General features: G+C 59.1%; 19 protein-coding genes. 11 read left to right on the top strand and 8 right to left on the bottom strand.

The annotated features are described in order from the left end of the window. Positions 1 to 18: 18 nt before the first annotated feature. The 9 genes from HU754_RS13320 to HU754_RS13280 all read left to right on the top strand — a co-directional run bounded on the left by HU754_RS13320 (position 19) and on the right by HU754_RS13280 (position 12,131). Positions 19 to 300, top strand: a complete 282-nt coding sequence (locus HU754_RS13320) for a peptidylprolyl isomerase (protein WP_007912303.1) — start codon at positions 19 to 21, stop codon at positions 298 to 300. 133 nt (positions 301 to 433) lie between these two features. Next, the gene (locus tag HU754_RS13315; RefSeq protein WP_186621389.1) at positions 434 to 2,302 is read left to right on the top strand and encodes an extracellular solute-binding protein; all 1,869 of its coding nucleotides are present in this window, start codon (positions 434 to 436) and stop codon (positions 2,300 to 2,302) included. Continuing rightward, entirely contained in the window at positions 2,302 to 3,363 is a 1,062-nt protein-coding gene (locus HU754_RS13310; RefSeq protein WP_034154280.1) for a microcin C ABC transporter permease YejB, read from the top strand. Before HU754_RS13315 ends, HU754_RS13310 begins: the two co-directional genes overlap by 1 nt. Beyond that, complete coding sequence (locus tag HU754_RS13305; RefSeq protein ID WP_093430971.1) at positions 3,363 to 4,385, top strand: ABC transporter permease; 1,023 nt, start codon at positions 3,363 to 3,365, stop codon at positions 4,383 to 4,385. The genes HU754_RS13310 and HU754_RS13305 overlap by 1 nt, the downstream gene beginning before the upstream one ends. A 9-nt stretch (positions 4,386 to 4,394) precedes the next feature. Beyond that, positions 4,395 to 5,969 (top strand): ABC transporter ATP-binding protein, encoded by a 1,575-nt coding sequence (locus tag HU754_RS13300; protein WP_186621388.1) that lies wholly within the window; start codon positions 4,395 to 4,397, stop codon positions 5,967 to 5,969. A gap of 166 nt (positions 5,970 to 6,135) precedes the next feature. After that, positions 6,136 to 7,542, top strand: a complete 1,407-nt coding sequence (locus HU754_RS13295; RefSeq protein ID WP_186621386.1) for a sigma-54 interaction domain-containing protein — start codon at positions 6,136 to 6,138, stop codon at positions 7,540 to 7,542. Positions 7,543 to 7,849: 307 nt separating this feature from the next. Then, positions 7,850 to 9,241 carry a GntP family permease gene (locus tag HU754_RS13290; protein ID WP_186621377.1) on the top strand — a complete coding sequence of 464 codons (1,392 nt, stop codon included), beginning with the start codon at positions 7,850 to 7,852 and terminating at the stop codon, positions 9,239 to 9,241. Between the two features lie 7 nt (positions 9,242 to 9,248). Then, positions 9,249 to 10,022 (top strand): 3-hydroxybutyrate dehydrogenase, encoded by a 774-nt coding sequence (gene hbdH / locus HU754_RS13285; protein ID WP_093430959.1) that lies wholly within the window; start codon positions 9,249 to 9,251, stop codon positions 10,020 to 10,022. 153 nt (positions 10,023 to 10,175) lie between these two features. Then, positions 10,176 to 12,131, top strand: a complete 1,956-nt coding sequence (locus HU754_RS13280) for an acetoacetate--CoA ligase (protein WP_186621375.1) — start codon at positions 10,176 to 10,178, stop codon at positions 12,129 to 12,131. Between the two features lie 48 nt (positions 12,132 to 12,179). Here HU754_RS13280 and HU754_RS13275 read toward each other — a convergent pair whose 3' ends face one another. Next, entirely contained in the window at positions 12,180 to 15,947 is a 3,768-nt protein-coding gene (locus HU754_RS13275; protein ID WP_186621366.1) for a hypothetical protein, read from the bottom strand. A 133-nt stretch (positions 15,948 to 16,080) separates the two neighbouring features. Next, positions 16,081 to 17,190, bottom strand: a complete 1,110-nt coding sequence (locus HU754_RS13270) for a PilT/PilU family type 4a pilus ATPase (protein WP_186621364.1) — start codon at positions 17,188 to 17,190, stop codon at positions 16,081 to 16,083. 113 nt (positions 17,191 to 17,303) lie between these two features. On the opposite strand from HU754_RS13270, the gene HU754_RS13265 reads away from it, so the two are divergent. Both HU754_RS13265 and HU754_RS13260 read left to right on the top strand, forming a co-directional pair. Further along, on the top strand, positions 17,304 to 19,841 hold the full coding sequence (locus HU754_RS13265) for a PAS domain-containing hybrid sensor histidine kinase/response regulator (RefSeq protein ID WP_093430942.1): 2,538 nt from the start codon (positions 17,304 to 17,306) through the stop codon (positions 19,839 to 19,841). 51 nt (positions 19,842 to 19,892) lie between these two features. Further along, the gene (locus HU754_RS13260) at positions 19,893 to 20,168 is read left to right on the top strand and encodes a peptidylprolyl isomerase (RefSeq protein ID WP_007912322.1); all 276 of its coding nucleotides are present in this window, start codon (positions 19,893 to 19,895) and stop codon (positions 20,166 to 20,168) included. Between the two features lie 108 nt (positions 20,169 to 20,276). Here the strand turns inward: HU754_RS13260 and kdgK are convergent, their stop codons facing one another. The 6 genes from kdgK to HU754_RS13230 all read right to left on the bottom strand — a co-directional run bounded on the left by kdgK (position 20,277) and on the right by HU754_RS13230 (position 25,478). Beyond that, positions 20,277 to 21,215: a 2-dehydro-3-deoxygluconokinase gene (gene kdgK, locus HU754_RS13255; RefSeq protein ID WP_186621362.1), complete on the bottom strand. Its 939-nt coding sequence runs from the start codon at positions 21,213 to 21,215 to the stop codon at positions 20,277 to 20,279. A 131-nt stretch (positions 21,216 to 21,346) separates the two neighbouring features. Further along, the gene (locus HU754_RS13250) at positions 21,347 to 22,561 is read right to left on the bottom strand and encodes an amino acid deaminase (RefSeq protein ID WP_186621360.1); all 1,215 of its coding nucleotides are present in this window, start codon (positions 22,559 to 22,561) and stop codon (positions 21,347 to 21,349) included. Between the two features lie 39 nt (positions 22,562 to 22,600). After that, positions 22,601 to 23,365 carry an IclR family transcriptional regulator gene (locus tag HU754_RS13245; RefSeq protein WP_093430933.1) on the bottom strand — a complete coding sequence of 255 codons (765 nt, stop codon included), beginning with the start codon at positions 23,363 to 23,365 and terminating at the stop codon, positions 22,601 to 22,603. A 242-nt stretch (positions 23,366 to 23,607) separates the two neighbouring features. Continuing rightward, positions 23,608 to 23,997 carry a RidA family protein gene (locus HU754_RS13240; RefSeq protein WP_007912330.1) on the bottom strand — a complete coding sequence of 130 codons (390 nt, stop codon included), beginning with the start codon at positions 23,995 to 23,997 and terminating at the stop codon, positions 23,608 to 23,610. 30 nt (positions 23,998 to 24,027) lie between these two features. Beyond that, the gene (locus HU754_RS13235) at positions 24,028 to 24,819 is read right to left on the bottom strand and encodes an amino acid ABC transporter ATP-binding protein (protein WP_093430931.1); all 792 of its coding nucleotides are present in this window, start codon (positions 24,817 to 24,819) and stop codon (positions 24,028 to 24,030) included. Beyond that, complete coding sequence (locus tag HU754_RS13230; RefSeq protein WP_116254839.1) at positions 24,816 to 25,478, bottom strand: amino acid ABC transporter permease; 663 nt, start codon at positions 25,476 to 25,478, stop codon at positions 24,816 to 24,818. Before HU754_RS13230 ends, HU754_RS13235 begins: the two co-directional genes overlap by 4 nt. Positions 25,479 to 25,482 lie beyond the last annotated feature (4 nt).

Genomic DNA, 25,482 nt, shown 5'->3' with positions numbered 1-25,482 from the left:
AGATTGGAGAATTTCCCCATGGCTAAAGCCACTGCCCGCCACATCCTGGTTTCCAGCGAAGACAAGTGCAACGAACTCAAGGCCCAGATCGAAGGTGGCGCTGATTTCGCCGAAGTTGCCAAGGCCAACTCCACCTGCCCATCGAGCCGTCAGGGTGGTGATCTGGGTTCGTTCGGTCCTGGCCAGATGGTCAAGGAATTCGACACCGTGGTCTTCAGCGCGCCAATCAACGTCGTGCAAGGTCCGGTAAAAACCCAGTTCGGTTATCACCTGCTGGAAGTCACCAGCCGTCAGGACTGATCCGTCGCCTGATTGCTTGCCAACGGCCCGCCTTCTGGTGGGCCGTTGTGTTTCAGTTACATATACGGCTGGCGACTGACGCGCCTCTCGCGTACAACTTGCGCTTATCGATTTCCCGGTTCCAAGGCTGACAATGCGACTGGTTTTCCCCACATTGATGCTCACCGCCCTCGCCCTGTTGACGGGCGCCACCGGCGCAAACGCTGCACCGCAACACGCGTTGACCGTTTATGGCGAGCCTGCCAAGTATCCTGCCGGCTTCAGTCACTTCGACTACACCAACCTGCAAGCGCCAAAGGGCGGGACAATGCGCCGCTCGGCCATCGAGATCGGCCACTTCGACCATGTCCTTCCTTATATAGACAAAGGCATCGGCGTCACTCAGATCGATGGCTTGCTCTATTCGCCGCTGGCCCAGCGTTCGCTTGACGAGCCTTACACGGTCTACGGTCTGGTCGCGCAAAAGATGGAACGCTCGGACGATGGTCTGTCGCTGCGCTTCTACATCAATCCCAAGGCACGCTTCGCCGACGGCAAAGCGATCACCGCCGAAGACGTGCGTTACACCTACGATTTATTGATGACCCAGGGCAGCCTGCGTTATCGCACCCAGTTTGCCGACGTCAAAGGCGTCGAAGTCGAAGCGCCGCTGACCGTGCGCTTCGATTTCAAGAGTAATGAAAACCGCACCCTGCCACTGGACATCGCGACCCTGCCGGTATTCCCCGAGCATTGGTGGAAGCGTCGCGATTTCGCCGGCGGCGGCGGTTATGAAGCCCCCTTGGGCAGCGGCCCGTATCGTGTCGGCAAGGTCGATTCGGGGCGCAGTATCACGTTTGAACGCAACGCCGACTGGTGGGGCAAGGATCTGCCGGTCAGTCGTGGCCTGTACAATTTCGATCATTTCAGCATCGAGTACTTCGGTGATACCGACGTCGCCCGCCAAGTGCTGCGCGGTGGCGCTTATGACTACAACCGCGAGTTTTCGGCCACTGGCTACTCGATCGGCTATGACAGCCCGGCACTGAGCGACGGACGCCTGCAAAAGGCGCATCTGGCCACCGAGGCGCCACAGTCAGCCCAGGGTTTTGTGTTCAACCTGCAGAAACCCATGTTCGCCGATCGCCGCGTACGCCAGGCCTTGGCCATGCTTTGGGATTTCGAGTGGAGCAACCGGCAGATGATGCGCGGTATGTATATCCGCCAGCAGAGCTACTTTTCCAAAACACAACTGGCGGCAAGCGAACTGCCCGATGCGCAGGAACTGAAAATCCTCGAACCGCTGCGCGGCCAGGTTCCCGAAGAGGTTTTCACTAAAGTCTTCGAAGCGCCGAAAACCGATGGCAGCGGCGTCATCCGTGACAAACAGTTGCAGGCCCTCGAACTGCTCGAACAGGCGGGCTGGAAACCGGATGGCGATCAGTTGGTGAACGCCCAGGGCGAACCACTGAGCTTCACCTTCCTGGTCAGCCAGAACGGCATGGATCGCTTGCTGCTGCCGTACAAGCGCACGCTGAAACAGATCGGCATCGATCTGAACATTCGCCGTATCGACTCCTCGCAATACGTCAATCGCCTGATGAGCCGCGACTACGACATGATCGTCACCGGCTACCCGGTCAGCACCTCGCCGGGGGGCGAATTGCTCAATTACTTCGCCTCCGCGTCGGCCAACGACCCAGGCGCAAACAACTACATGGTGTTGAAAAATCCTGCCGTGGATACGTTGATCAACGGCCTGATCCGCGCCTCCACCCAGTCCGACATGCTGCATTACGCGCACGCCCTGGACCGGGTCCTGCAATGGAATTACTACTGGATTCCCAACTACTATCCACCGGGCACCTCGACCGTGTGGTGGAACCGCTTCGGCATACCGTCGGTGCAAGCCAGCAATGACGAAGCCATCGAGAGCTGGTGGGAAATCAGCAGCACACCGCTGACCAATCAGCAGATGACCGCGGAAAAAATTACCCGTGGCAGACCCGGAGGGCCGCACTGATGTGGGGTTACATACTGCGGCGCCTGCTGCTGATCATCCCGACGCTGGTGATCATCCTGCTGGTCAATTTCGTGATTATCCAGGCCGCGCCCGGCGGTCCGGTGGAACAGGCCATCGCTCACCTGCAAGGGATCGGCGGCGCCAGTGTCGGCGGCGGTGCCAGCGAAACCATGAGCGGTACTTCCCGAGCCAGTCGCGGCCTCGATCCGCAACTGATCAAGGACATCGAAAAACAGTACGGCTTCGACAAACCGGCCCATGAACGCTTGTGGCTGATGCTGAAGAACTACGCACAACTGGATTTCGGCAAAAGCTTTTTCCGTGGCGCGACAGTCACCGACCTGATCCTGGAAAAAATGCCGGTGACCATTTCCCTCGGGCTATGGGCGACACTGATCACCTATCTGGTGTCGATCCCGCTGGGGATCCGCAAGGCCGTGCACCATGGCAGTCATTTCGATATCTGGAGCAGCACGGCGATCATCATCGGCTACGCGATGCCAGCGTTTCTGTTTGCGATGTTCCTGATCGTGGTGTTTGCCGGCGGCACGTCGCTGAACTGGTTTCCGGTGCGTGGCCTGGTGTCGGACAACTTCGAATCGCTGTCGACCCTCGGCAAAATCGCTGACTACTTCTGGCACCTGGTACTGCCGGTGACGGCACTGGTGATCGGCGGTTTCGCCACGCTGACGATCCTGACCAAGAACTCGTTTCTCAATGAAATCACCCGCCAATATGTGGTGACCGCGCGCGCCAAAGGCCTGAGCGAGCGCCGCGTGCTCTACGGGCATGTGTTCCGCAATGCGATGTTGCTGGTGGTGTCCGGCATCCCGCAGGCATTCATCAGTGTGTTCTTCGCCGGCTCCTTGCTGATTGAAGTGATCTTCTCCCTCGACGGTCTCGGGCGCATGAGCTACGAAGCCGCGGTTTCGCGGGACTACCCGGTGGTGTTCGGTTCGCTGTTCATCTTCACCCTCTTCGGCCTGCTGATAAAACTGGTCGGCGACCTGTGTTACACGCTGGTCGATCCGCGTATCGACTTCGCTGCGAGGAACGCCTGATGTTCAAGCTCTCGCCTCTGGGCCGCCGGCGCTTCGAGCGCTTCAAGAAAAACCGTCGTGGCTGGTGGTCGTTATGGCTGTTTATCGGCCTGTTTGTGGTGACACTGGGTGGTGAGTTGATCGCCAATGACAAGCCTCTGGTCGTCAGCTATCAGGACCAGTGGTACTTCCCGGTGTTCAAGCGCCACACCGAGCAGGAGTTCGGCGGACAGCTGCCGTTCCAGGCCGATTATCGCAGCGACTATGTGCAGAACCTGATTCGCAAGGACGGTGGCTGGCTGCTGTTCCCGCCGATTCCGTTCAGCGATGACACGCCGAACTACGACCTCAACAAACCGGCGCCGAGCCCGCCGACGGCGGTCAACTGGCTGGGCACTGATGATCAGGCGCGAGACGTGCTCGCGCGGGTGATTTTCGGTGCTCGGGTGTCGATTCTGTTTGCCTTGATGCTGACCTTTGTCAGCGCTCTGATCGGCATCGCCGCCGGGGCATTGCAGGGCTACTACGGTGGCTGGGTCGATTTGCTCGGGCAGCGCTTGCTGGAAGTATGGTCGGGGCTGCCGGTGTTGTACCTGTTGATCATCCTCTCCGGTTTCGTCGAGCCGAATTTCTGGTGGCTGCTGGGGATCATGGCGCTGTTCTCATGGCTGGCGCTGGTGGATGTGGTGCGCGCCGAGTTCCTGCGCGGACGTAATCTGGAGTACGTCAAAGCCGCCCGCGCGCTGGGCCTGAGCGATCGCAAGGTGATCTTCCGGCACATTCTGCCCAACGCCATGAATGCAACATTGAGCTACTTGCCGTTCATTCTGACCGGGGCGATTTCCACCCTCACCGCGCTGGATTTTCTCGGTTTCGGCATGCCCGCCGGCAGCGCCTCGCTGGGTGAGTTGATCGGTCAGGGCAAACAGAATCTGCAAGCACCGTGGCTCGGGCTGACGGCGTTTTTCACCCTGGCGCTGATTCTTTCTTTATTGGTGTTCATCGGCGAAGCGTTGCGTGACGCGTTCGACCCTCGATCCTGAAGCGTGGCCATGACTGACAACCTGATTGAAATCCGTAACCTCAACGTTGCCTTCCATGACCAGAGCGTGGTGCGCGACCTGAGCCTGGACATTCGCCCCGGTGAGTGTCTGGCCCTGGTTGGCGAGTCGGGTTCAGGCAAATCGGTGACTGCCCATTCGATTCTGCAATTGCTGCCCGAAAGCGAAGCGCAAACCACTGGCAGCATTCGCTATCGCGACCAGGAACTGATCGGCGCCGATCCCAAAGTCTTGCGCGAACTGCGTGGCAACCGCATCGCCATGATTTTTCAGGAACCGATGACCTCGCTGAATCCGCTGCACACCATCGAAAAACAGATCGGCGAAACCCTGCTGCTGCACCGTGGCCTCGGCGGCAAAGCGGCGCAGGCGCGGATCCTCGAACTGCTCGGACTGGTGGGCATCCAGAAACCCAAGGAACGCCTCAAGGCTTACCCGCATCAACTCTCCGGCGGACAACGACAGCGGGTGATGATCGCCATGGCCCTGGCCTGCGAACCGGAGCTGTTGATCGCCGACGAACCGACCACCGCGCTTGACGTGACCGTGCAGCGCAAGATCCTGCTGCTGCTCAAATCCCTGCAACAGCGCCTGGGCATGTCGCTGCTGCTGATCAGCCATGACCTCAATCTGGTGCGCAGCATTGCGCAACGCGTGTGCGTGATGAAGGCCGGGGAAATCGTCGAGCAGGCACCCTGCGAAACCCTGTTCACCGAACCGAAGCATCCTTACAGCTGCGTGCTGCTCAACGCCGAGCCCGAAGGCGAAGCACTGCCTCGGGATGAGCGCGAAAACGTGCTGGAGATTGACGATCTCAAGGTTGAGTTTGTCGTCGGTGGCGGTCTGTTCCAGCGCAAGCAGTACCTGCGGGCGGTGGATGGCATCAGCCTGAGCATCCAGCGTGGCAAGACGCTGGGCATCGTCGGCGAGTCGGGTTCGGGCAAGTCGACGCTGGGTCAGGCGATCCTGCGTCTGCTCGACTCCGAAGGCAGTATCCGCTTTCAGGGCGAGGCACTGGACGGTCTCAATCAGAAGCAAATGCGCCCATGGCGCCGCCAGATGCAGGTGGTGTTTCAGGATCCGTTCGGCAGCCTCAGCCCGCGCATGTCAGTCGCGCAGATCATCAGCGAAGGCCTGGAAGTACACTGCGAGTCGACGGCTGATGAATGCGATGAGCAAGTCATCCGCGTGCTCAAAGAGGTCGGCCTCGACCCGCAAAGTCGCCATCGCTATCCCCACGAGTTCTCCGGTGGTCAGCGCCAACGCATCGCTATCGCGCGGGCGCTGGTGCTGAAACCGGCGCTGATCCTGCTCGACGAACCGACGTCGGCGCTGGATCGCACGGTGCAGAAACAAGTGGTCGCCCTGCTCCGCCAGCTTCAGGAAAAACACGGTCTGACCTATCTGTTCATCAGCCATGACCTGGCGGTGGTGCGCGCGCTGGCCCACGACATGATCGTGATCAAGGACGGCAAAGTGGTCGAGCGTGGCGCCAGCCATGAGGTGTTTGATGCGCCGCAGCATCCGTACACCAAAGAGCTGTTGGCGGCGGCGCATCCGGGGTAGGTGTCATATGTGTTCGGCTTGAAACCGGGTCGAGGAGTTCGCGAGCAGGCTCGCTCCCACAAGGTTCACGCCGGACACAAAATTTGGCCACGACCCAATCTACTGTGAGAGCGAGCTTGCTCGCGAAAGGGCCGGCACAGGCAACATACAATCAGGATCAGCCTCCATGAACACCACCGAAAGCCTCAAGGACTACCAACGGGTGCGCACCCTGGCGATCCGTTCGCTGTTCGAGATCATCGAGCAATCCAGCGAAGGCACGGTGATTGTCGACCGCGATGCCAACATCGTCTGGATGAACGAGCGCTACGCCCGGCGTTTCGGTCTTGAATCGGCTGCAGGCGCGATCGGCAAACCCTGTGAAAGCGTGATTCCCGGCAGCCTGTTGCGGGAAGTCGTGCGCACCGGTCGCCCTATTCTTCTGGACATGCAGGACACGCCGAAGGAGCCTTTGGTGGTGATGCGCCTGCCGATCCACGATGACGCCGGCACGGTGATCGGCGCGATCGGTTTTGCCCTGTTCGACGAGTTGCGCACGTTGTCGCCGATGCTCAAACGCTACTTGAGCATGCAGGAAGAACTGGCCTCGACCCGTTCTCTGCTGCGCGCCCGGCAGACCAAATACAACTTCGCCCATTTCATCGGCACCAGCGCCGCCAGTCTTGAAGTCAAACGCCGCGCCCGGCGCAGTGCCAGCGCCGAGTCACCGGTGTTGCTGCTCGGTGAAACCGGCACCGGCAAAGAGCTGCTGGCCCAAGCGATTCACAGCGCTTCGCCACGGGCGCACAAAGCATTCGTCAGCATCAACAGCGCGGCAATTCCCGAGGCACTGCTGGAGGCGGAATTTTTCGGCACGGCACCGGGCGCGTTCACCGGCGCCGACCGCAAGGGTCGCACCGGCAAGTTGCAAATCGCCCAGGGCGGCACGTTATTCCTCGACGAGATCGGCGACATGCCGCTGCCCTTGCAGAGCAAGCTGCTGCGCGTGTTGCAGGAAAAGGAGTTCGAACCGGTCGGCTCCAACGAGGTGATTCAGAGCGACGTGCGCGTGATTGCTGCCACCTCGACCGATCTGCAAGCGGCGATCAAGCGCGGCGAGTTCCGCGCCGATTTGTACTATCGCCTGAATGTGTTGCCGATTCAGGTGCCGCCATTGCGTGAACGCCTTGATGATTTACCGGCACTCAGTGAAGCGATTCTGGAAGAACTGCGCAGCCAACACGAACTGCACCGGGATGCGCTGGCGTTGCTCGGTCAGCATGCCTGGCCGGGGAACATTCGCGAACTGCGCAATGTGCTGGAGCGAGCGGCGTTGCTCAGTGATGACTTGATGCTGACCGAGCAGGATATTCGTGCGGCGATTGGCACGTTGACGCCGGTCGAGCGTGCGCTGACGCCAATGGCTGAAGCGTCGGTGTCTGAGACGTTCACCGAGGCGCGGGCGCGTTTCGACCGGCAACTGATTCAGTCGACCCTTGTGCAATGCGCGGGAAACGTGCCGGAAGCGGCGGCTCGACTGGGGCTTGGGCGGTCGACGTTGTACAAGAAAATGGTGGCGTTGGGAATCGCCTGAATCTCTATATAGAGACGTTAATCTCTATATGTAGATATGCACAAAGGAGTGCTTCGCACTCATCGCGAGCAGGCTCACTCCTACAGTTTTACCGGTGTACACATCCCCCCTGTAGGAGTGAGCCTGCTCGCGATGACGCCAAATCGATCAACACCATCTCAAAACAGAGACAAACAACTCATTCGCCACTCAATCACTCAGATTAACTTCATATATTTCAATTGCTTACGTATCTGGCACAGATCTCGCTAACACCTCTTCCACACCCGTTCTACCAACAAAAATAACAATTCTGGAGAGACACACCATGAGTGTGATCATTGCCTTGGCAGCCCTGGCGCTGCTAATGCTGGCCGCCTACCGTGGCTACAGCGTTATCCTCTTCGCCCCGATTGCCGCCCTCGGCGCAGTTCTGCTCACCGACCCTTCCGCCGTCGCCCCTGCGTTCACCGGGGTGTTCATGGAGAAAATGGTCGGCTTCATCAAACTGTATTTCCCTGTATTCCTGCTCGGTGCCGTGTTCGGCAAGTTGATCGAACTGTCGGGCTTCTCCCGTTCGATTGTCGCGGCGGCCATTCGCTTGCTCGGCACCAAGCAAGCGATGCTGGTGATCGTGCTGGTCTGCGCTCTGCTTACTTACGGCGGCGTGTCGCTGTTCGTGGTGGTCTTCGCGGTCTATCCGTTTGCTGCCGAGATGTTCCGCCAGAGCAATATCCCCAAGCGGCTGATCCCGGCCACCATTGCCCTCGGCGCGTTTTCATTCACCATGGACGCCCTGCCCGGCACGCCGCAGATCCAGAACATCATCCCCAGCACCTTTTTCAACACCACCGCATGGGCGGCGCCTTGGCTGGGGGTGATCGGCACGATTTTCGTGTTCTGCACCGGCATGCTGTTTCTGCAGCGGCAACGCAACAAGGCGCAACGTGCTGGCGAAGGCTACGGCACTGAATTGCGCAACGAGCCGGAAACCGCTGAAGATCTGAAACTGCCAAACCCATGGCTTGCCCTGTCGCCATTGCTGGCGGTGGGCATCATGAACCTGCTCTTCACCCAATGGATTCCGCAGTGGTACGGCAAGACCCACAGCCTCGCGCTGCCGGGCATGGCGGCTCCGGTGACCACCGAGATCGCCAAACTGACGGCGATCTGGGCCGTGCAGGCGGCTTTGCTGGTCGGCATTCTGATGGTGCTGGCGTTAGGCTTTCAGGCGATTCGCAGCAAGCTCGCCGAAGGCAGCAAAAGTGCCGTGAGCGGCGCATTACTGGCGGCGATGAACACCGCCTCGGAGTATGGCTTCGGCGCGGTGATCGCGTCGCTGCCAGGCTTTTTGGTGCTGGCGGACTGGCTCAAGCAGATTCCCAATCCGCTGGTTAACGAAGCCATCACCGTGACCCTTTTGGCCGGTATCACCGGTTCCGCTTCCGGCGGCATGAGCATTGCGCTGGCGGCGATGTCCGAGCAGTTCATCAGTGCAGCCCACGCCGCGAATATTCCGCTGGAAGTACTGCACCGCGTCGCCGCGATGGCCAGTGGCGGCATGGACACCCTGCCGCACAACGGCGCGGTCATCACCTTGCTCGCGGTGACGGGCCTGACGCACCGCGAAGCCTACAAAGACATTTTCTGTATTACGCTGATCAAGACCCTGGCGGTTTTCGTAGTGATCGGCACCTTCTACGCCACTGGCATTGTGTGAGGTATTCATGACGACTCTTTCCGGCAAGACCGCGCTGGTGACTGGTTCCACCAGCGGCATTGGTCTGGGCATCGCACTGAGCCTGGCCAAGGCTGGCGCGAATCTGATTCTCAATGGTTTTGGCGATGCGTCGAAAGTCATCGCCGAAGTCGCCCGGTTCGGCGGCATGGTCGGCCATCATCCGGCCGATGTCAGTGACCCGGCGCAGATCGCCGACATGATCAATTACGCCGAGCGCGAATTCGGCGGTGTCGACATTCTGGTCAACAACGCCGGCATCCAGCACGTCGCCGCCGTGGAGGATTTTCCGGTCGAGCGCTGGGACTCGATCATTGCCATCAACCTGTCTTCGGTGTTTCACAGCACGCGTTTGAGCTTGCCGGGAATGCGCGCCAAAGGCTGGGGGCGGATCATCAACATCGCCTCCGTGCATGGCCAGGTCGGTTCGACCGGCAAAGCGGCGTATGTCGCCGCCAAGCACGGCGTGATCGGCTTGACCAAAGTGGTCGGCCTGGAAACCGCGACCAGCAATGTCACCTGCAACGCGATCTGCCCGGGCTGGGTGCTCACGCCACTGGTGCAGAAGCAGATCGACGACCGTGCGGCCAAGGGGGTCGATCCGCAGCAGGCGCAGCATGATTTGCTGGCCGAGAAGCAACCATCGCTGGAATTCGTGACGCCGCAGCATCTGGGCGAACTGGTGTTGTTTTTGTGCAGCGAGGCTGGCAGCCAGGTGCGCGGCGCGGCGTGGAATATTGATGGTGGGTGGTTGGCGCAGTAATGCTGCGTCCCTGTAGGAGTGAGCCTGCTCGCGATAGCTTTGTGTCAGTTAACTTTTACGGTTCTGGCACACCGCTATCGCGAGCAGGCTCACTCCTACAGGGGATAGTTGAACCGCCCAAGCTTTGTGCATGAATAAAACAAGAGGCAAACAATGTCCGACATCCTCTGGCAACCCGACGCCAACCGTATCGCCCAGTCGCGCATGGACACCTTCCGTCGTGCGGTCAATCAACGCCATTCACTGAAAGTCGACGATTACCCTGCCCTGCACCAATGGAGCGTCGAGCAGCGCGCGGAATTCTGGCAGGCGATTGTCGATTTCTTCGATATCCGCTTCCACACGCAACCCGATGCCGTGCTGCGCGAAGGCTCAAAGATGCCCGACGCCGAGTGGTTTCCAGGCGCCACGCTGAACTTCGCCGAACACCTGCTGCGGCGGCGTGACGATGCCGTGGCGGTGATCAGCGTGGCGGAAAACGGTCAACGCGAGCAGTTGACCTGGGCCGAACTCGCCGAGCATGTCGCCGGATTTCAGGCCGGTTTGCAGGCCGCCGGTGTTGGTCTTGGCGATCGCGTCGCCGCCTGCATGCCCAATACCTGGCAGACCCTGGTGGCGATGCTCGCCACCACCAGCCTCGGTGCGATCTGGTCGTGCTCCTCACCGGATTTCGGCACCCATGGGGTGATCGATCGCTTCGGCCAGATCGAACCCAAGGTGCTGCTCACCTGCGCCAGTTATCGCTATGCCGGCAAAGTCATCGCGCAGACCGACAAAATCAACGGAATACTCGAGCAACTGCCAACCCTGAGGCAGTTGATCATCGTGCCTTACGCCCAGCCGCAGGCCCGTGTCGAGGCATACAAGACTCCCGCCGAAGTGACTGTGTGGGATGACTTTTATCAGGTCGGCGGCGAACCGGACTTTGTCCCGGTGCCGTTCCATCATCCGCTGTACGTGCTGTATTCCAGCGGCACCACCGGCGTGCCGAAATGTATCGTTCACAGCACCGGCGGCGTGTTGCTGCAACATGTCAAGGAACACGGCCTGCATTGCGATCTCGGCCCCGGCGATCGACTTTTCTACTACACCACCTGCGGCTGGATGATGTGGAACTGGCTGGTCTCGGCGCTCGCGGTCGGCAGCGCCGTGGTGCTGTACGACGGCTCGCCGTTTCACCCGGACAACCAGCGTTTGCTCGACTTGATCGACGACGAGCGCATCAGTGTGTTCGGCACCAGCCCCAAGTTTCTCGCCACCCTGGAAAGCAGCGGCGCCAAGCCCCGGGAAAGTCATGATCTGAGCAGCCTGAAGACGCTGCTGTGCACGGGTTCAGCGTTATCGCCGCAAAGCTATGACTTCGTCTATCGCGACTTGAAAGCGGATGTATGCCTGGCGTCGATGTCAGGCGGCACTGATATCGTTTCGTGCTTCGTCAACGCCAATCCGCTGTCCTCGGTGCGGCGCGGCGAGATCATGGGCAAGAGCCTGGGCATGGCGGTCGAAGTCTGGAATGACGCCGGCCAACCGGTGCTTGGTGAAAAAGGTGAACTGGTCTGCACCCGGCATTTCCCGGCCATGCCGATTGGCCTGTGGAATGACCCGGACGGCGCAAAATTGCGGCAATCGTATTTCAGCCTGTTTCCCGGGGTCTGGGCACAGGGCGATTATGCCGAGCAACGGCCTCACGGCGGGATGCTGATCCATGGTCGCTCTGACGCAGTGCTCAACCCGGGTGGCGTGCGCATTGGCACAGCGGAGATCTATCGGCAGGTCGAGAAAGTCAGCGAAGTGCTGGACAGCGTCGCTATCGGTCAGCAGTGGCAGGATGACGTGCGGGTTGTGCTGTTTGTGAAGTTGCGCGAAGGGCTGGCACTGGATGACGCATTGGAGCAACGCATCCGTCAGGAGATCCGCGCCAATACCACCCCAAGGCATGTACCGGCGAAGATCGTTGCGGTGACGGACATTCCGCGCACCATCAGCGGCAAGATTGTCGAACTTGCCGTGCGCGAGGTGGTGCACGGCAGGCCGGTGAAAAACACTGATGCGTTAGCCAATCCCGAAGCGCTGGAGCAGTTTCGGGATCGGCTGGAACTGCGCATTTGAACCCGGCGCTGATACGCTTACGGCAAGCGTTGGCGACGGTGCCTGGCGTCAGCGGGGTTTGTTCAGCGTAATCACAACCGGCTGACCAATCGCTCTACCGCCACTGGAATCGAGCGCCCTGCGAATGATCGTCATGTTGCGGTCGAATGTCGTTTTGTCCGTAGCCATTTGACTCAGTAACGAAGTGGCAATTGCCAGCGAGTCGGCATTCTCAAAGGCCTTGGATACCGCATGATTGCCAGCGCTCGAGTCGCCGACAAGGAGGTTGCCGGACGCAAGATCCAGCAGCTGCGCTACATCCAGTCGCTGCCCGCTGTGGCTTGCATGCTCTGTGTCCGTGGCGTAGCCGACATCCACGGTCTGCGCACTGCCATGGAACAGTTCATGGATCAGGTCATCGGCCACCACGTCATGGTTGAAGCCCAGATTGACGAAGTGTTTGTTCAGGTTTTGAGTATAAATCTCGATAAACGCAATACCCGATGCGTCGTTGGAGCTGGCACTTTTCCATCGCTTGTAGTTGTTCACATCAAAAGAGGCGAGTGTCTCGTTATGCTTCACTGCATCGAGAAGCGTGTTGCTCACCGAGAAGCCAGCGAAATCAAAGCGAATCAAGCGCAGATAATTCACCAGTCGATCGGTCGCTACCTGCGACGTGTTACCGAACAGTGCCTTCATCAGCAGATCGCCGTCTCGCTTGAACTCATGTCGGCTGATCACAGCAATAGCGTTGTCAATCTTCGCCCGAGCGCGAGGCAGACTTGTTTCGATGAAGTTGCGCGTGTAGCTCGCGGGAAGTGTCTTGGTCGAATACGGCAACTGCAAGGGCATTTGATAGGCGAAGCCGCTTAGCGGTTGACCCCACAACTTGCCACGGCGGTTCAAGGCGTACCATTGGTTGCCACTGCGGGCCGCCAGAACAGCAACAGCGTTGCCAGGCGTGCCGCGAGGTTGCCAGTGACCCAACCCCAAATGGGTACTTTGCGACGCACCGAGCAAATCATAGGACTGCCGACGACCACTGAGTTTGTGCAATTGGCTGTTGGCCCTGGCAACCAGTTCATGGCTGTTTTTGCTACAACGCAACAAGCCCTTGTTCACCAGTTTTCCGCCCGACTGAATGCCAGAGGGCACCCCATCCAGCGGGTTGAAAAGGGAAACGGCCGAGGTGAATGCCAATCGGGTAAAACGCGCCGCCCTGGATGTGGTTGAAATAGCCTTCGCCGATATGCTCAAGACTTTGGAGGTGGCTCCTGCCACCGTGCCCACCAGGCCGATGCCATCCATCAGACATCCGTAAACTCCGTCGACGACCTTGTCATGTTCACCCGAGGCAATATCCTCGATGCACTTTTTGAAAGGCACCACCAGGTCGATGAAATAAGTCAGCAATCGCTCGCCCTCCTCCCTGGAAAGTTCAAGCGGAGTCGGTACGCGTACCAGTTCTCTCAGCTCGTTCTTGTTCAGATAAGGTCGATTTTTAACCAGAAACGTGGCGATACGTTCGATATTCGCGTCGTTGAATTTTTGATAGAACCCTGACTTTGGCGTCGACGATGCTTGCGGCGCGTTGAGCATGCCGAAATTATCGATAATGGCCATGCTGCTGGTGATCGAAGAGTCTTCAGCAGTCGCATGGGTATAGCGTTTTACATCGAGCGGCAGGAGTTGCGTCGCGGTGATGCTCAGTGGAAACGTTAGATCCGCACTGGCACTCATTCTTGAACGTTGTCGCAGTTTTCGCTCTCGCTTGATGAAAGCCGCCAAGGCGTCATTTTTTCGAGTCTCGGCGCGCGATGTGAACAGTTCGTAGCAGATGTCCGCATTCTCGTGAGACGCATACATCACAATGCCAAAGCGTCCCGTGGCGGCATCTCTGCTTTGCATTGTTTCCTGGTCAAGATCAATTTTCAGGGGCCCGCCCAGGCCGCGCGATTTAGAATAAATGGCGGACTCGCGTACGGTCAGAAAGTGAATATCGGCATTCATGAAGACTTGCAAATCCGCCTCTGGCATCTGTGCCAAAGCCAGTTTCACGCTAGACAACATGGCGCTGTTCAAATCATCGAAATGCACAGCCAGCTGACGATCCATCTCCTCGTCACAGGATCCTAGCTTCAACAGGTTCGGGTAACGCGCGTAAAGGCTGACACCGGACGGGTTGTAGTTGATGGCCGGCCTGAGGACACCGTTAGTGACCAGGCGCACGGTACGTCTATCCCACTGGCCAGTGACCAGATCACCTGATTGATGCAAGTCGACCATCGACATGACTTGCTGTCCGCCTTTCTCGGACAGTGCTTTTTCGTCCAGGCTGTCGCAACCAGGCGCGGCGATTTGCAAAGCGGATCGGGCAATCTTCGCTCTGTCGGGTAACGGCGTCGAAAATGCCTTGGCGATTTGAGCGAACGTTTCCGAGTGGCGCTCGAATGCATCAATTGCACGTCGGGTAGTGGTTTGCTCGGCCTGCTCGAGTTCAGCGACGGTCACAATCTGGTTGATCAATGCCCAATCGACGATCGGGTCAATCATAGCCAGGTCACGCTTGTGTTTCTGCGACTCACTGACCGGTTCAAGTTCGCCATACGCCATGACCTGCGCGTAGGTCATGCCACGCGTCGCACCGGTTTTCAGTGTCTCGACCAGCATGACGGCGCGACAGAAATTGATCCATCCAATCGAACCCAAGGTAACCGACGAGGGAATTTCCCTGACCAGAAACTCGGGTGCATTGCGTGCCAACAGCAAGTGGGCAACCAACGGCTCCAGACCAGCCTCAACCCATTGTCGGGTTCGCAGCACAGCCGTCAGCGCCTCAAGTATGACCGAGGGGTGACGATCAACATTTTTCGGCGCATACAGATCAAGTCCGACCACGCGATTACGCTGTATGCCGTGACCAATCGATGGATCAAGGTCGAGCAATATCGCCGTCATCAGCAATTGCCGGAGAATGTCATCGGAAGCCTGCTGCCCCTCGTTCACACCGAACCAGCCCAGTTCTTTCAGGTAGTCACCGGCGAGATTCAGAGCAATCGGATGATTGACGAGTTCAATGACCCGTTGAGCCGCACGTTCATGTGTGACGGCGGCGCGACCGGTAACATTGTAGAGGGCCGTGAGAAGTTTTCTGTTGGGCATCAACTTGGCGGTCGCATTACGAATAGCTGAAAACTGTTCCTCGCTTAATACGACCAATGCCGGATCTTCGGTTTGAAAATGCTCCCAGTAGTTGCCCGGCTCTGGCACTGGCGGATCAAACTCGAATAAATCGATCAAATTCCTGACCTTTGCCTTGTTGTCGGGCAAGTTTATGTCATGAAAGCGGAACCATTGATCGAGGGTTATAGCGTTATCAGGCCATATATAACCACTGGCCACTTTTGCTATATCCGAAATCAACGTCAGTGCAGATTGTGTCGGAACACTGTATTCAAAGTGCCGCGCCGCGACCAGATCCACCCACCCCCTGACCGCACGGACCTCCATCTTGCCGTCGGGCGTAACGCGCAGAAGTCCGTCATGATCGCTTGCGCCTTCCCTGGCAATCGCACCGAATACCGGGCCGGTAGCAAGCAACTGATTAAGCAAAAGGCTGCCGGGATTATAGATCTCGAACAACGACGATCCGGTTTGCAACTCTACTTCATGCCCATACCAATTGATCTTTTGATCATCCGTGTATTGGCTTAACGCCCCCTCTAGTTGAGCCAAAACCAATTGACGCTCAACGGCATCGGCTTCATCCCTGCTCTTCCATTCGGAAAGAGCAACAGGCGAAGACCAGAACGTTTTATTCCGGGTCTTATCATTCATACTAGAACCTCATCAAGTTAATTAGCTGACAACTTCAGCGCGATGACGTTCTACTTTCTTTGATACGACCAATCCATCTAAAAAACATGAATAACTATTTCCGGGCGCCCACACACAAACAATCAAGAAAACATTAATCGATCAAACCCCATTCTTCGGACGTTGAATCATTACCAACATCTGCCTCTTCAGAAAGTTTCATCCGCAACTTCAAATTATTCACCGAATCTGCATTCTTTAAAGCTTCCTGCGCACTGATTGCACCTTCAGCGACTAATGCGTACAGCGCCGCATCAAATGTCTGCATACCCAGTTCGGTGGATTTTTCCATTATCGGTTTCAGCTCCTCGAACTGTCCGCGCCGAACCAGATCTGCGATGGTTGGCGTGCCCAACAGCACCTCGACAGCCGCCCTGCGTTGCCCATCGACGGTGCGCACTAAGCGTTGCGAGATAAATGCTTTCAGGTTGTTTCCCAGCGTATGCAACAACTGCGGTCGCCGGTCTTCCGGGAACATATTGATAATCCGATCCAGTGCCTGATTGGCGTTGTGCGCGTGCAACGTCGAGAGCACCAGATGCCCGGTATCGGCAAACGCCAAGGCATGTTCCATGGTTTCGCGGTCACGGATTTCGCCGATCAGCACCACGTCCGGTGCCTGGCGCAGGGTGTTTTTCAGGGCCGCGTGGAAGCTGCGTGTATCGACCCCGACTTCCCGTTGATTGATGATCGAGCGCTGGTGGCGATGGATGTACTCGATCGGGTCCTCGATGGTGATGATGTGCCCACTGCTATGGCGGTTGCGGTGGTCGATCAGCGCGGCCAGCGAGGTCGACTTGCCCGAATCGGTGGCGCCGACAAAGAGGATCAACCCCTGCTTGAGCATGACGGTGTCGAGCAGTACTGTCGGTAATTTCAGATCGGCAAAACGCGGGATGTCGAGTTTGACATTGCGAATGACGATCGATACATCGTTGCGCTGCTTGAAGATATTGACGCGAAAACGCCCGATGCCCGCTCGCGAAATCGCCAGGTTCATTTCCAGATCCCGGTCGAACTCCCGTCGTTGCTCGGCGTCCATCAGGGAGGCGCCGATGGCGGCGGTTTCACCGTTCTTGAACGGGCGTTCGCTCAACACTGTGAGCACGCCGTCAATGCGCGCACTGGGAGGTGCGCCCGTGGAGAGGAACAGGTCCGAACCGTTTTTATTGGACAAAATTGACAACAGTGCATCGATTTCCATGGCAAAAAGCACCCGCGAAGCATTCAATGAACAGACAACGGCCTGCGCCTGGCGCAGATCAACTGCAACAATGATAGACGTCGCCTCAACGAACCACGCTCAGGATTGATGTAATGAATGCTGTACCGAACACCGATGACGCACAGGCACTGATCGCCCGTACCGACTGGAGCCGCAGCCCCCTGGGCGCTGCCGGCAACTGGCCGCAGAGCCTGCGCACCGCGGTGGACATCGTGATTCACTCGCCGATGCCGATGCTGTTGTTGTGGGGGCCGCAGCTCACGCAGATCTACAACAACGGTTTCGCCCTGCTTGCCGGCCACAAGCATCCGCACGCTTTCGGACAGCCTGCGCACCAGATCTGGCCGGAACTTCGCGACTTTACCGACCCTATTTACAGCGCCGTCCTACAGGGCCAGGTTCGCACCTACAGCGAAAGACGCTTCACCCTGCAACGAGACGGCAGAGAATCCGACTTCTGGCTGGATCTGACCTATAGCCCGATTCGTGATGAGACCGCGCAAGTCGCCGGAATCCTCGTCACCGCCATCGAAACCAACGAACGCCGCCGCATCGCTCTGGAGCTGCAGCGACGCTCAGAAGAAAGCCTCAAAGCCCAACGGGAAACCGAGGAGCGCCTGCAACTGGCCCTGGCTGCGACCGATGCTGTCGGCACCTGGGATTGGGACATCGGCGAAGACCGCTTTATCGCCGATGCGCATTTCGCCCAATTGCATGGCGTCGACCCCAGCCTCGCCGGTCGGTTGCCGATCAGCGATTACTTGCAAGGCGTGCACCCGGAAGACCGCGCCATGATTGCGCGCAGCATCAAGCACTGCATCACCCACGGCACCGAATACGCTGAGGAATATCGCTTGCAGCAAGGCGATGGCGAGGTGCGCTGGGTGTTCGCTCGCGGGCGCTGCTACAAGGATCATCACGGCCGGCCCATGCGTTTTCTCGGCGCGGCGCTGGACCTGACCGAGCGCAAACACACCGAACAGGCGTTGCGCCAAAGCCAGACCGAACTGCAATTGATCATCAACGCCATGCCGATCCTGATCAGTTATGTCGACTGTGAAGAGCGCTTTCGCCTCAACAACGCGGCCTATCTGGACTGGTACGGCCTCACGCCACAGGAACTCTACGGGCGCACGATTCGCGAAGTCATCGGTGAAGAAGCGTATTTCCTGCGCCGGCCCTACATTGCCGAGGCGCTGGCCGGCAGACCGTGCTCATTCAGCCTGTATACCCCGCACCGCGATGGCAGCAATCGCCACGCGCTGATGAATTATCTGCCGCGTTACGCCGCCGACGGCGCGATCAGTGGTTTCTATATCTTCGTGATCGATGAGACCGAGCGCAAGAAAACCGAAGAAGCCTTGCGCAATCTCAACGAAACCCTGGAAGAACGGGTCAGCGCCCGCACCGAACAGTTGGCCCAGGCCAACCAGCGTTTGCAGAACGAGATGTTCGAACGCGAGCGTGCCGAAGATGCCTTGCGCCACGCGCAGAAGATGGAGGCTGTCGGCCAGCTCACCGGCGGTATCGCCCACGACTTCAACAACATGCTCACCGGGATCATCGGCAGCCTCGATTTGATGCAGCGCTACATCGCCAACGGCCGGGCTGACGAAATTGGCCGTTTTACCGAAGCCGCCGTGTCATCGGCCAACCGTGCGGCAGCGCTGACCCATCGATTGCTGGCGTTCTCGCGGCGCCAGTCGCTGGATCGCAAAACCCTCGATGCCAATGAACTGGTGCATTCGCTGGAAGATCTGATCCGCCGTACCAAGGGCGATCCGATCGAACTCACCCTGCGTCTGGCCGAGAACGTGTGGCCGGTCAGCACCGACGTCAGTCAGCTGGAAAACGCCTTGCTCAACCTGGTCATCAATGCCCGTGATGCGATGCCCGAGGGCGGTGAACTGGTGATCGAAACGGCCAACGTCTACCTCGACGGCAGCGACATCACCACGCTCGAACCGGTCAAGGCCGGCGATTACCTGATGCTGGCGGTCAGCGACAACGGCACCGGCATGACGCCCTCGGTGCGTTCCAAGGCCTTCGATCCATTCTTCACCACCAAGCCCATCGGCCAGGGCACCGGGCTGGGGCTGTCGATGATTTATGGGTTTGCCCAGCAGTCGGGTGGTCATGTCAGCCTCGACAGCCTGCCGGGCCAGGGTACTTGCGTGCGCTTGTACCTGCCGCGCTTGTATGGCGTCGAACCGGAACGGCCGGCCATCGTCGCCGTTGAACAACCGTCGGCGACGGCGACCGGTGAAACCGTGATGGTGGTTGAGGACGACCCGGCGGTGCGCATGCTGGTGCTCGATCTGCTCCGGGAGTTGGGTTATCAGGCCCACGAAGCGGAAGATGCCAAGACCGCCCTGCCCCTGCTGGAGTCCGATCTACGCGTCGATCTGCTGGTCACCGACGTCGGCCTGCCGGGCATGAACGGCAGGCAACTGGCGGAGATCGCCCGCCAGCATCGGCCGGGCCTCAAAGTGTTGTTCATGACCGGTTATGCGCAGAAAGCCGCCGAGCGTCAGGGATTTCTTGAGGATGGCATGGACATGGTTGCCAAACCCTTTGCCATTGAGCTGCTGGCCAGCAAGATCCGCACGATGATCAGCCAAACCCTGTGACTTGAGGCATAATCCGCGCCCCGCCGTCACCCCGTTATCAGGTATCGCACGATGAAAGCCCAAGCCCGCCACATTCTGGTGAAAACCGCCGAAGAGGCCGAACAGCTCAAACAACGCATCGCCAAGGGTGAAGCGTTCGATGTGCTGGCGAAGAAATTCTCGACCTGCCCGTCCGGCAAGCGCGGCGGTGATCTGGGTGAAGTGCGGCCGGGGCAGATGGTTGGCGCGATTGATGCGGTGATTTTCAAGAAACCGCTGCGCACCGTGCATGGGCCGATCAAGAGCAAGTTCGGGTACCACCTGGTGCAGGTGTTTTACCGCGATTGAAGGTTTGGCTTTAGGGCCCTATCGCGAGCAGGCTCGCTCCCACATTTGGAATGCATTCCCCTATGGGAGCGAGCCTGCTCGCGAAACGATTGCGCAGCAAGCGGCCATTCAAGCTTGTTTCGGAATCAATGCCCCCGGCACCTGAATCACCTTGCTGGCCAGCAGATGCCCGGCCTCGGCAGCCTCCGCCGGACTTCCGCCCAGCAATCGACTGGCCAGATACGCCGCACTGAACGAATCCCCCGCCGCCGTGGTATCCACCACTTTCTCGACCTTCTGCGCCGGCACTTCGAACGCTTCACCATCACACTGAATCAAACAAGCTTCGGCGCCACGCTTGAGCACCACTTCCAGCGTGCCGAACTGCGCGTAAGCAGCAAACACCGCTTCGCAATCGGCGAAACCAAACAGCGCCTGTTCGTCATCCACCGTCAGCAACGCCAGATCAACGTACGGCAACACGTTGCGATAAGCCGCCCGCGCGTCTTCTACCGAGGCCCACAGGCGTGGCCGGTAATTGTTATCGAAGACGATGCGCGCATCCCGCTGCCGCGCTTCGATCAAAGTCTGGATAAGTTTTTCCCGGCCCAACGCACCGAGCACAGCCAGGGTAATGCCGCTGAAATACAGCACATCGTAATCCGGCAACGCCGCCAGAATCGGCTCGGCGGCCGGGGTGGTGAAACAGTCGCGAACTGCCGCTTCGTTGCGCCAGTAGAGAAAACGCCGCTCGCCGCTGGCATCGGTCTGGATGCAATACAGGCCCGGCAGGCGACCCGGCAGACGTTGTACCAAATCGAGGCCAATGCCTTCATCGGACCAGATCTGGCACATGGCGTCGCTGAAGCTGTCATCGCCCAGTGCGGTGACGTAATCGACCTGCGCCTTGTCGCCCGTGGCGCGGGACAGATACACCGCGGTGTTCAGGGTGTCGCCGCCGAAGCTTTGTTGCAGGCTGCCGTCGGCGCGTTGCTGCAGTTCGATCATGCATTCGCCGATCAGGGCGATGCGTGGGGTGTTCGGGCCCAGGGGGCTGAGGGTGTTCATTTTGTGCTGTCTCTGGTTGATCGGTGGTGTCTGGACTGGCGTCTTCGCGAGCAGGCTCGCTCCCACACTTGGAATGCATTCCCCTGTGGGAGCGAGCCTGCTCGCGAATGGCCGCGACTCGGTCTCAAGCTTTAGAAACAAGTCTCCATGCTCTCGATCACCGACAACTGCTCATCCACCAACAACCCCACACGCCACTTGTCGAACGTCAGGCACGGGTGCGACGTACCAAAGGAAATGATGTCGCCCACGCGCAACTCAACGCCCGGCGCCAGCGTCATGAACGCGTGCTGGTCCATCACCGCCGTGACCTTGCACGCACCGACATCCTCGCCCAGCGCCGGCACTACGCCCGCCTTGTAGCGCAGCAACGGCACCGGCAAACCGGCATCGAACGCGACATCACGCTTGCCCATTGCGATCACCGCAAAACCCGGCTCCGGCAGCGACTGCACGTGGGCCCAGACTTCCAGCGCCGGGCGCAAACCTTCGTGAAGATCACTACGGCGGTCGAGCACGCAGCACTGCGCCTCTTTGTAGATGCCATGGTCGTGCGCCACGTAACTGCCCGGGCGCAACACGCTGAGGAAACGCCCGGCCGCGTTTTGCGCTTCGAACGACTCGGCAATCAGGTCATACCAGGCCGAACCCGAGGCGGTGATGATCGGCTTGCCGATGGCGAATGCGCCGCTGTCCTGCAACTGCACCGCAAGGCGCACCAGCGACGCGGCAAATTCACGAATGCCGCTGACGGCGTGATCGCCGTGGATCACCCCTTCGTAACCTTCGATGCCGGTCAGGGCCAGCGCCGGTTGCGCGCTGATTGCCTTGGCCAGCTCGATGACTTCCTGCTCGCTGCGGCAACCGCAACGCCCGCCGACCACGCCGTACTCGATCATCACGTTGAGCCTCACCCCGCGCGAGGCGAAGTACGCGCCGAGATCAGCGACGTTGTCCGGGTGATCGACCATGCAATAGAAATCGAACGACGGATCGGCAAGCAAATCGGCGATCAATGCCATGTTCGGCGTGCCGACCAATTGGTTGGCCATCAGCACCCGACGCACGCCATGGGCATAAGCCGCCCGGGTCTGGGTCGCGCTGGCGAGGGTGATGCCCCACGCGCCGGCGTCGAGCTGACGCTTGAACAGTGCCGGGGTCATGCTGGTTTTGCCGTGGGGCGCCAGTTCCGCGCCGCTGTCGCTGACGAATTTCTGCATCCAGTGGATGTTGTGCTCCAGCGCTGCGCGATGCAGCACCAGCGCCGGCAGGCTGACGTCACGCGCCAGGTGCGCGCCGATGGCAGCGTCGCCCTTTTCTCCAGCAGTATTGATGGCAGTGGTCATGGTCGAACTCCTCACATTCGCGGCTGCAGCCAGCCGCGGTTATTCGTTGATGCGCCGGGCGAGGCTGTTGGCGCTCTCGATCAGCACCCGGCGATAGTCGTTGTAATTGTTTTTCGCATCGGCCCGTGGCGCGACGATGCACAAGGTGCAAATGGCCACGCCTTGCGCGTCTTTGACCGGGGCGGCGAAGCAATGGGTAAAGGTGTCGGCAACACTGTCGAAGGAGAAGAAACCATCGATGCCGGCCTGACGGATTTCCGCCAGAAAACGCTCCAGCGGCAGGCGCTCGCCGTCGGGCAGGATGAAGTCGTTTTCGTCGATCAGGTCGATGATCTGTTGATCGCTTAAATGCGCAAGCAGCAGGCGCCCGGAAGCGGTCCACGGGATGGGCGCGTTTTCACCGATGTCGGAGGAAATGCGGAAATGCCGCTCGCCCTCCTTCATCAGTGCCACGGTGTATTTACGCCCGTTGAGCAGGCACATCTGCGCGGTTTCACGGGTCTGGCTGACGATCTCCTGCAAGGCATGATCGGCCTCGCGGCTGAGGTCGAAATGACGCAAATGCGCCTGACCGAGGAAGTACAGCTGCCGACCCAGGTAGACATGACCGTCCTTGCCCACCGGTTCCAGAATCCGTCGTTCCAGCAACGATGCAACCAGTTCGTAGACCGTGGATTTCGGGCTGCCGATGCCGTTGGCGATGTCGTTGGGGCGCAGCGGCTGGCCGATCTCCTTGAGAAAATCGAGAATATCGAACGCCCGGTCCAGACCGCGAGCCCGGCGTTTGATGGTGTCTTCGGTCATTTCAGTGGTTCCCATTCAAAGTCGCCGGATGGTAACTGGCCCTTGGTGTTGTGTCAGTTGGATTGCTGCCCTCGCCCCCGCCCCTCACCCCCCGCCCTCTCCCAGAGAGAAAGAGCCTGACCGTATCGATGTAAATGTAAGCGTCATACGCAAAATCCACATCGATACAGATCAGTCCCCTCTCCCTTGGGAGAGGGTTAGGGTGAGGGTGAGGGGCTGCGGCCTAAGCAACGCAGCAATTTTCAAGCCTTCTTCTTGTAGGCGATGCAATCGATCTCGACCTTGCAATCCACCATCATGCTCGCCTGCACACAGGCCCGCGCCGGTGCGTGCTCAGGCTTGAAGTACTCGCCAAAAACCTTGTTGAAACTGCTGAAATCCCGCGGATCATCCAGCCACACGCCGGCACGCACCACGTCTTCGAGGCCATACCCGGCCTCTTCGAGAATCGCGATCAGGTTTTTCATGGTCTGATGGGTCTGCTCGACAATACCGCCGACAATAATCTCGCCATCCACCGCCGGTACCTGGCCGGACACATGCAGCCAGCCATCCGCTTCAACGGCGCGAGCGAAGGGACGTGGCTGGCCGCCAGCGGCGGTGCTGCCGGTGCCGTAACGCGTAATGCTCATGGGTGTTTCTCCTGATGTGAAAACGTAAGATTAAAACCGCGTATTTTTCAGAAACTCAGCCAGACGCGGCGATTGCGGGCGCTCGAACAGCTCCTTGGGAGGCCCCTGCTCTTCGATCCGCCCCTGATTCATGAAAACGATCTTGTCCGAGACCTCGAAGGCGAAACGCATCTCGTGGGTCACCAGCAACATGGTCATGCCGTCTTCGGCCAGGCCCTTGATCACGTTGAGCACTTCGCCGACCAGCTCCGGGTCGAGTGCCGAAGTGACCTCATCGAAGAGCATCAGGCTCGGGTTCATCGCAATCGCCCGGGCAATCGCCACGCGCTGTTGCTGGCCGCCGGACAACTGACCGGGAAAGTGATTGCGTCGCTCCAGCAAGCCGACGCGCTCCAGCCATTTTTCGGCGAGCGCCACAGCTTCATCCTTATGCATTTTCTTCACCTTGAGCAGGCCCAGGGTGACGTTCTGCAATGCGGTCAGATGCGGGAACAGGTTGAATTGCTGGAACGCCATGCCGGTCATCGCACGATGGCGGGCGATGAGTTTTTCCGCATGCCGCACACGCTTGCCGTTGACCTCGTCATAGCCGATGGATTCACCGTCGAGCAGGATCTGCCCACCCTGGAATTCTTCGAGCATGTTCACGCAACGCAGCAGCGTGGTTTTACCCGAGCCGCTGGAGCCGATCAGCGTGACCACGTTGCCGCGCTGCATGCTCAGATCGACACCTTTGAGCACTTCGACTGCGCCGTACTGTTTGTGCAGGCCACGGATATCCAGCAACGCCTGATTCTGTGGGGAAACTTGAGCTTGAGTCATGGCAAGGCCACCCGCTTTTCAATGTGCCGGCCGAGTAATTCGATGCCGTAGTTGATGACGAAGAACAGAAAACCGGCGAACAGGTAGAACTCCAGGGTCATGAAGTTCCGGGCGATGATCTGTTGCGTACTGAGGAGCAATTCGGCGACGCCGATCACCGAGAGCAAGGTCGACGCCTTGACGATTTCCGTGGACGAGTTGACCCAGGTCGGCAGGATCTGCCGCAGCGCCTGAGGCAACAGCACGTAGCCGAGCGATTGGTAGAACGTCAGGCCGATGGCTTTGCTCGCCTCCATTTGCCCGCGCGGCAAGGCTTGCAATGCACCGCGAACAATCTCGGCGACGTGGGAACCGCAAAACAGCGTCAGGCCCAAGGCCCCGGCCTGAAATGCGCTGATCTGCCAACCGAGTGCCGGCGCCATGTAGAAGCAGGCTAGCACCAGCACAAACACCGGTGTGCCACGAATCAGGTCGACGTAAAAACGAAACGGCGCGCGCATCCAGAATTTGCCGTAGGTCAGCACCAGACCGGTGATCACGCCGAGCATCGTGCCGAGCAGAATCGCCAGTGCCGACACTTGCACGCTGGTCAGAAAACCCTGCCACAACGGCTCACGCGCGAGCCACAATTCATGTAACCAACTGGGAGATTCGTACATCGCA

Source organism: Pseudomonas zeae (assembly GCF_014268485.2).
Taxonomy (GTDB): domain Bacteria; phylum Pseudomonadota; class Gammaproteobacteria; order Pseudomonadales; family Pseudomonadaceae; genus Aquipseudomonas; species Aquipseudomonas neuropathica.
Note: the sequence above shows the minus strand (reverse complement) of the source record. Positions and strands in the feature narration are given on the sequence as shown.

What these genes read in the sequence shown, in the direction of transcription:
- HU754_RS13320 (WP_007912303.1), top strand. Translation starts at nt 19, where the DNA reads ATGGCTAAAGCCACTGCCCGCCACATCCTGGTTTCCAGCGAAGACAAG.
- HU754_RS13315 (WP_186621389.1), top strand. Translation starts at nt 434, where the DNA reads ATGCGACTGGTTTTCCCCACATTGATGCTCACCGCCCTCGCCCTGTTG.
- HU754_RS13310 (WP_034154280.1), top strand. Translation starts at nt 2,302, where the DNA reads ATGTGGGGTTACATACTGCGGCGCCTGCTGCTGATCATCCCGACGCTG.
- HU754_RS13305 (WP_093430971.1), top strand. Translation starts at nt 3,363, where the DNA reads ATGTTCAAGCTCTCGCCTCTGGGCCGCCGGCGCTTCGAGCGCTTCAAG.
- HU754_RS13300 (WP_186621388.1), top strand. Translation starts at nt 4,395, where the DNA reads ATGACTGACAACCTGATTGAAATCCGTAACCTCAACGTTGCCTTCCAT.
- HU754_RS13295 (WP_186621386.1), top strand. Translation starts at nt 6,136, where the DNA reads ATGAACACCACCGAAAGCCTCAAGGACTACCAACGGGTGCGCACCCTG.
- HU754_RS13290 (WP_186621377.1), top strand. Translation starts at nt 7,850, where the DNA reads ATGAGTGTGATCATTGCCTTGGCAGCCCTGGCGCTGCTAATGCTGGCC.
- hbdH (WP_093430959.1), top strand. Translation starts at nt 9,249, where the DNA reads ATGACGACTCTTTCCGGCAAGACCGCGCTGGTGACTGGTTCCACCAGC.
- HU754_RS13280 (WP_186621375.1), top strand. Translation starts at nt 10,176, where the DNA reads ATGTCCGACATCCTCTGGCAACCCGACGCCAACCGTATCGCCCAGTCG.
- HU754_RS13275 (WP_186621366.1), bottom strand. Translation starts at nt 15,947, where the DNA reads ATGAATGATAAGACCCGGAATAAAACGTTCTGGTCTTCGCCTGTTGCT.
- HU754_RS13270 (WP_186621364.1), bottom strand. Translation starts at nt 17,190, where the DNA reads ATGGAAATCGATGCACTGTTGTCAATTTTGTCCAATAAAAACGGTTCG.
- HU754_RS13265 (WP_093430942.1), top strand. Translation starts at nt 17,304, where the DNA reads ATGAATGCTGTACCGAACACCGATGACGCACAGGCACTGATCGCCCGT.
- HU754_RS13260 (WP_007912322.1), top strand. Translation starts at nt 19,893, where the DNA reads ATGAAAGCCCAAGCCCGCCACATTCTGGTGAAAACCGCCGAAGAGGCC.
- kdgK (WP_186621362.1), bottom strand. Translation starts at nt 21,215, where the DNA reads ATGAACACCCTCAGCCCCCTGGGCCCGAACACCCCACGCATCGCCCTG.
- HU754_RS13250 (WP_186621360.1), bottom strand. Translation starts at nt 22,561, where the DNA reads ATGACCACTGCCATCAATACTGCTGGAGAAAAGGGCGACGCTGCCATC.
- HU754_RS13245 (WP_093430933.1), bottom strand. Translation starts at nt 23,365, where the DNA reads ATGACCGAAGACACCATCAAACGCCGGGCTCGCGGTCTGGACCGGGCG.
- HU754_RS13240 (WP_007912330.1), bottom strand. Translation starts at nt 23,997, where the DNA reads ATGAGCATTACGCGTTACGGCACCGGCAGCACCGCCGCTGGCGGCCAG.
- HU754_RS13235 (WP_093430931.1), bottom strand. Translation starts at nt 24,819, where the DNA reads ATGACTCAAGCTCAAGTTTCCCCACAGAATCAGGCGTTGCTGGATATC.
- HU754_RS13230 (WP_116254839.1), bottom strand. Translation starts at nt 25,478, where the DNA reads ATGTACGAATCTCCCAGTTGGTTACATGAATTGTGGCTCGCGCGTGAG.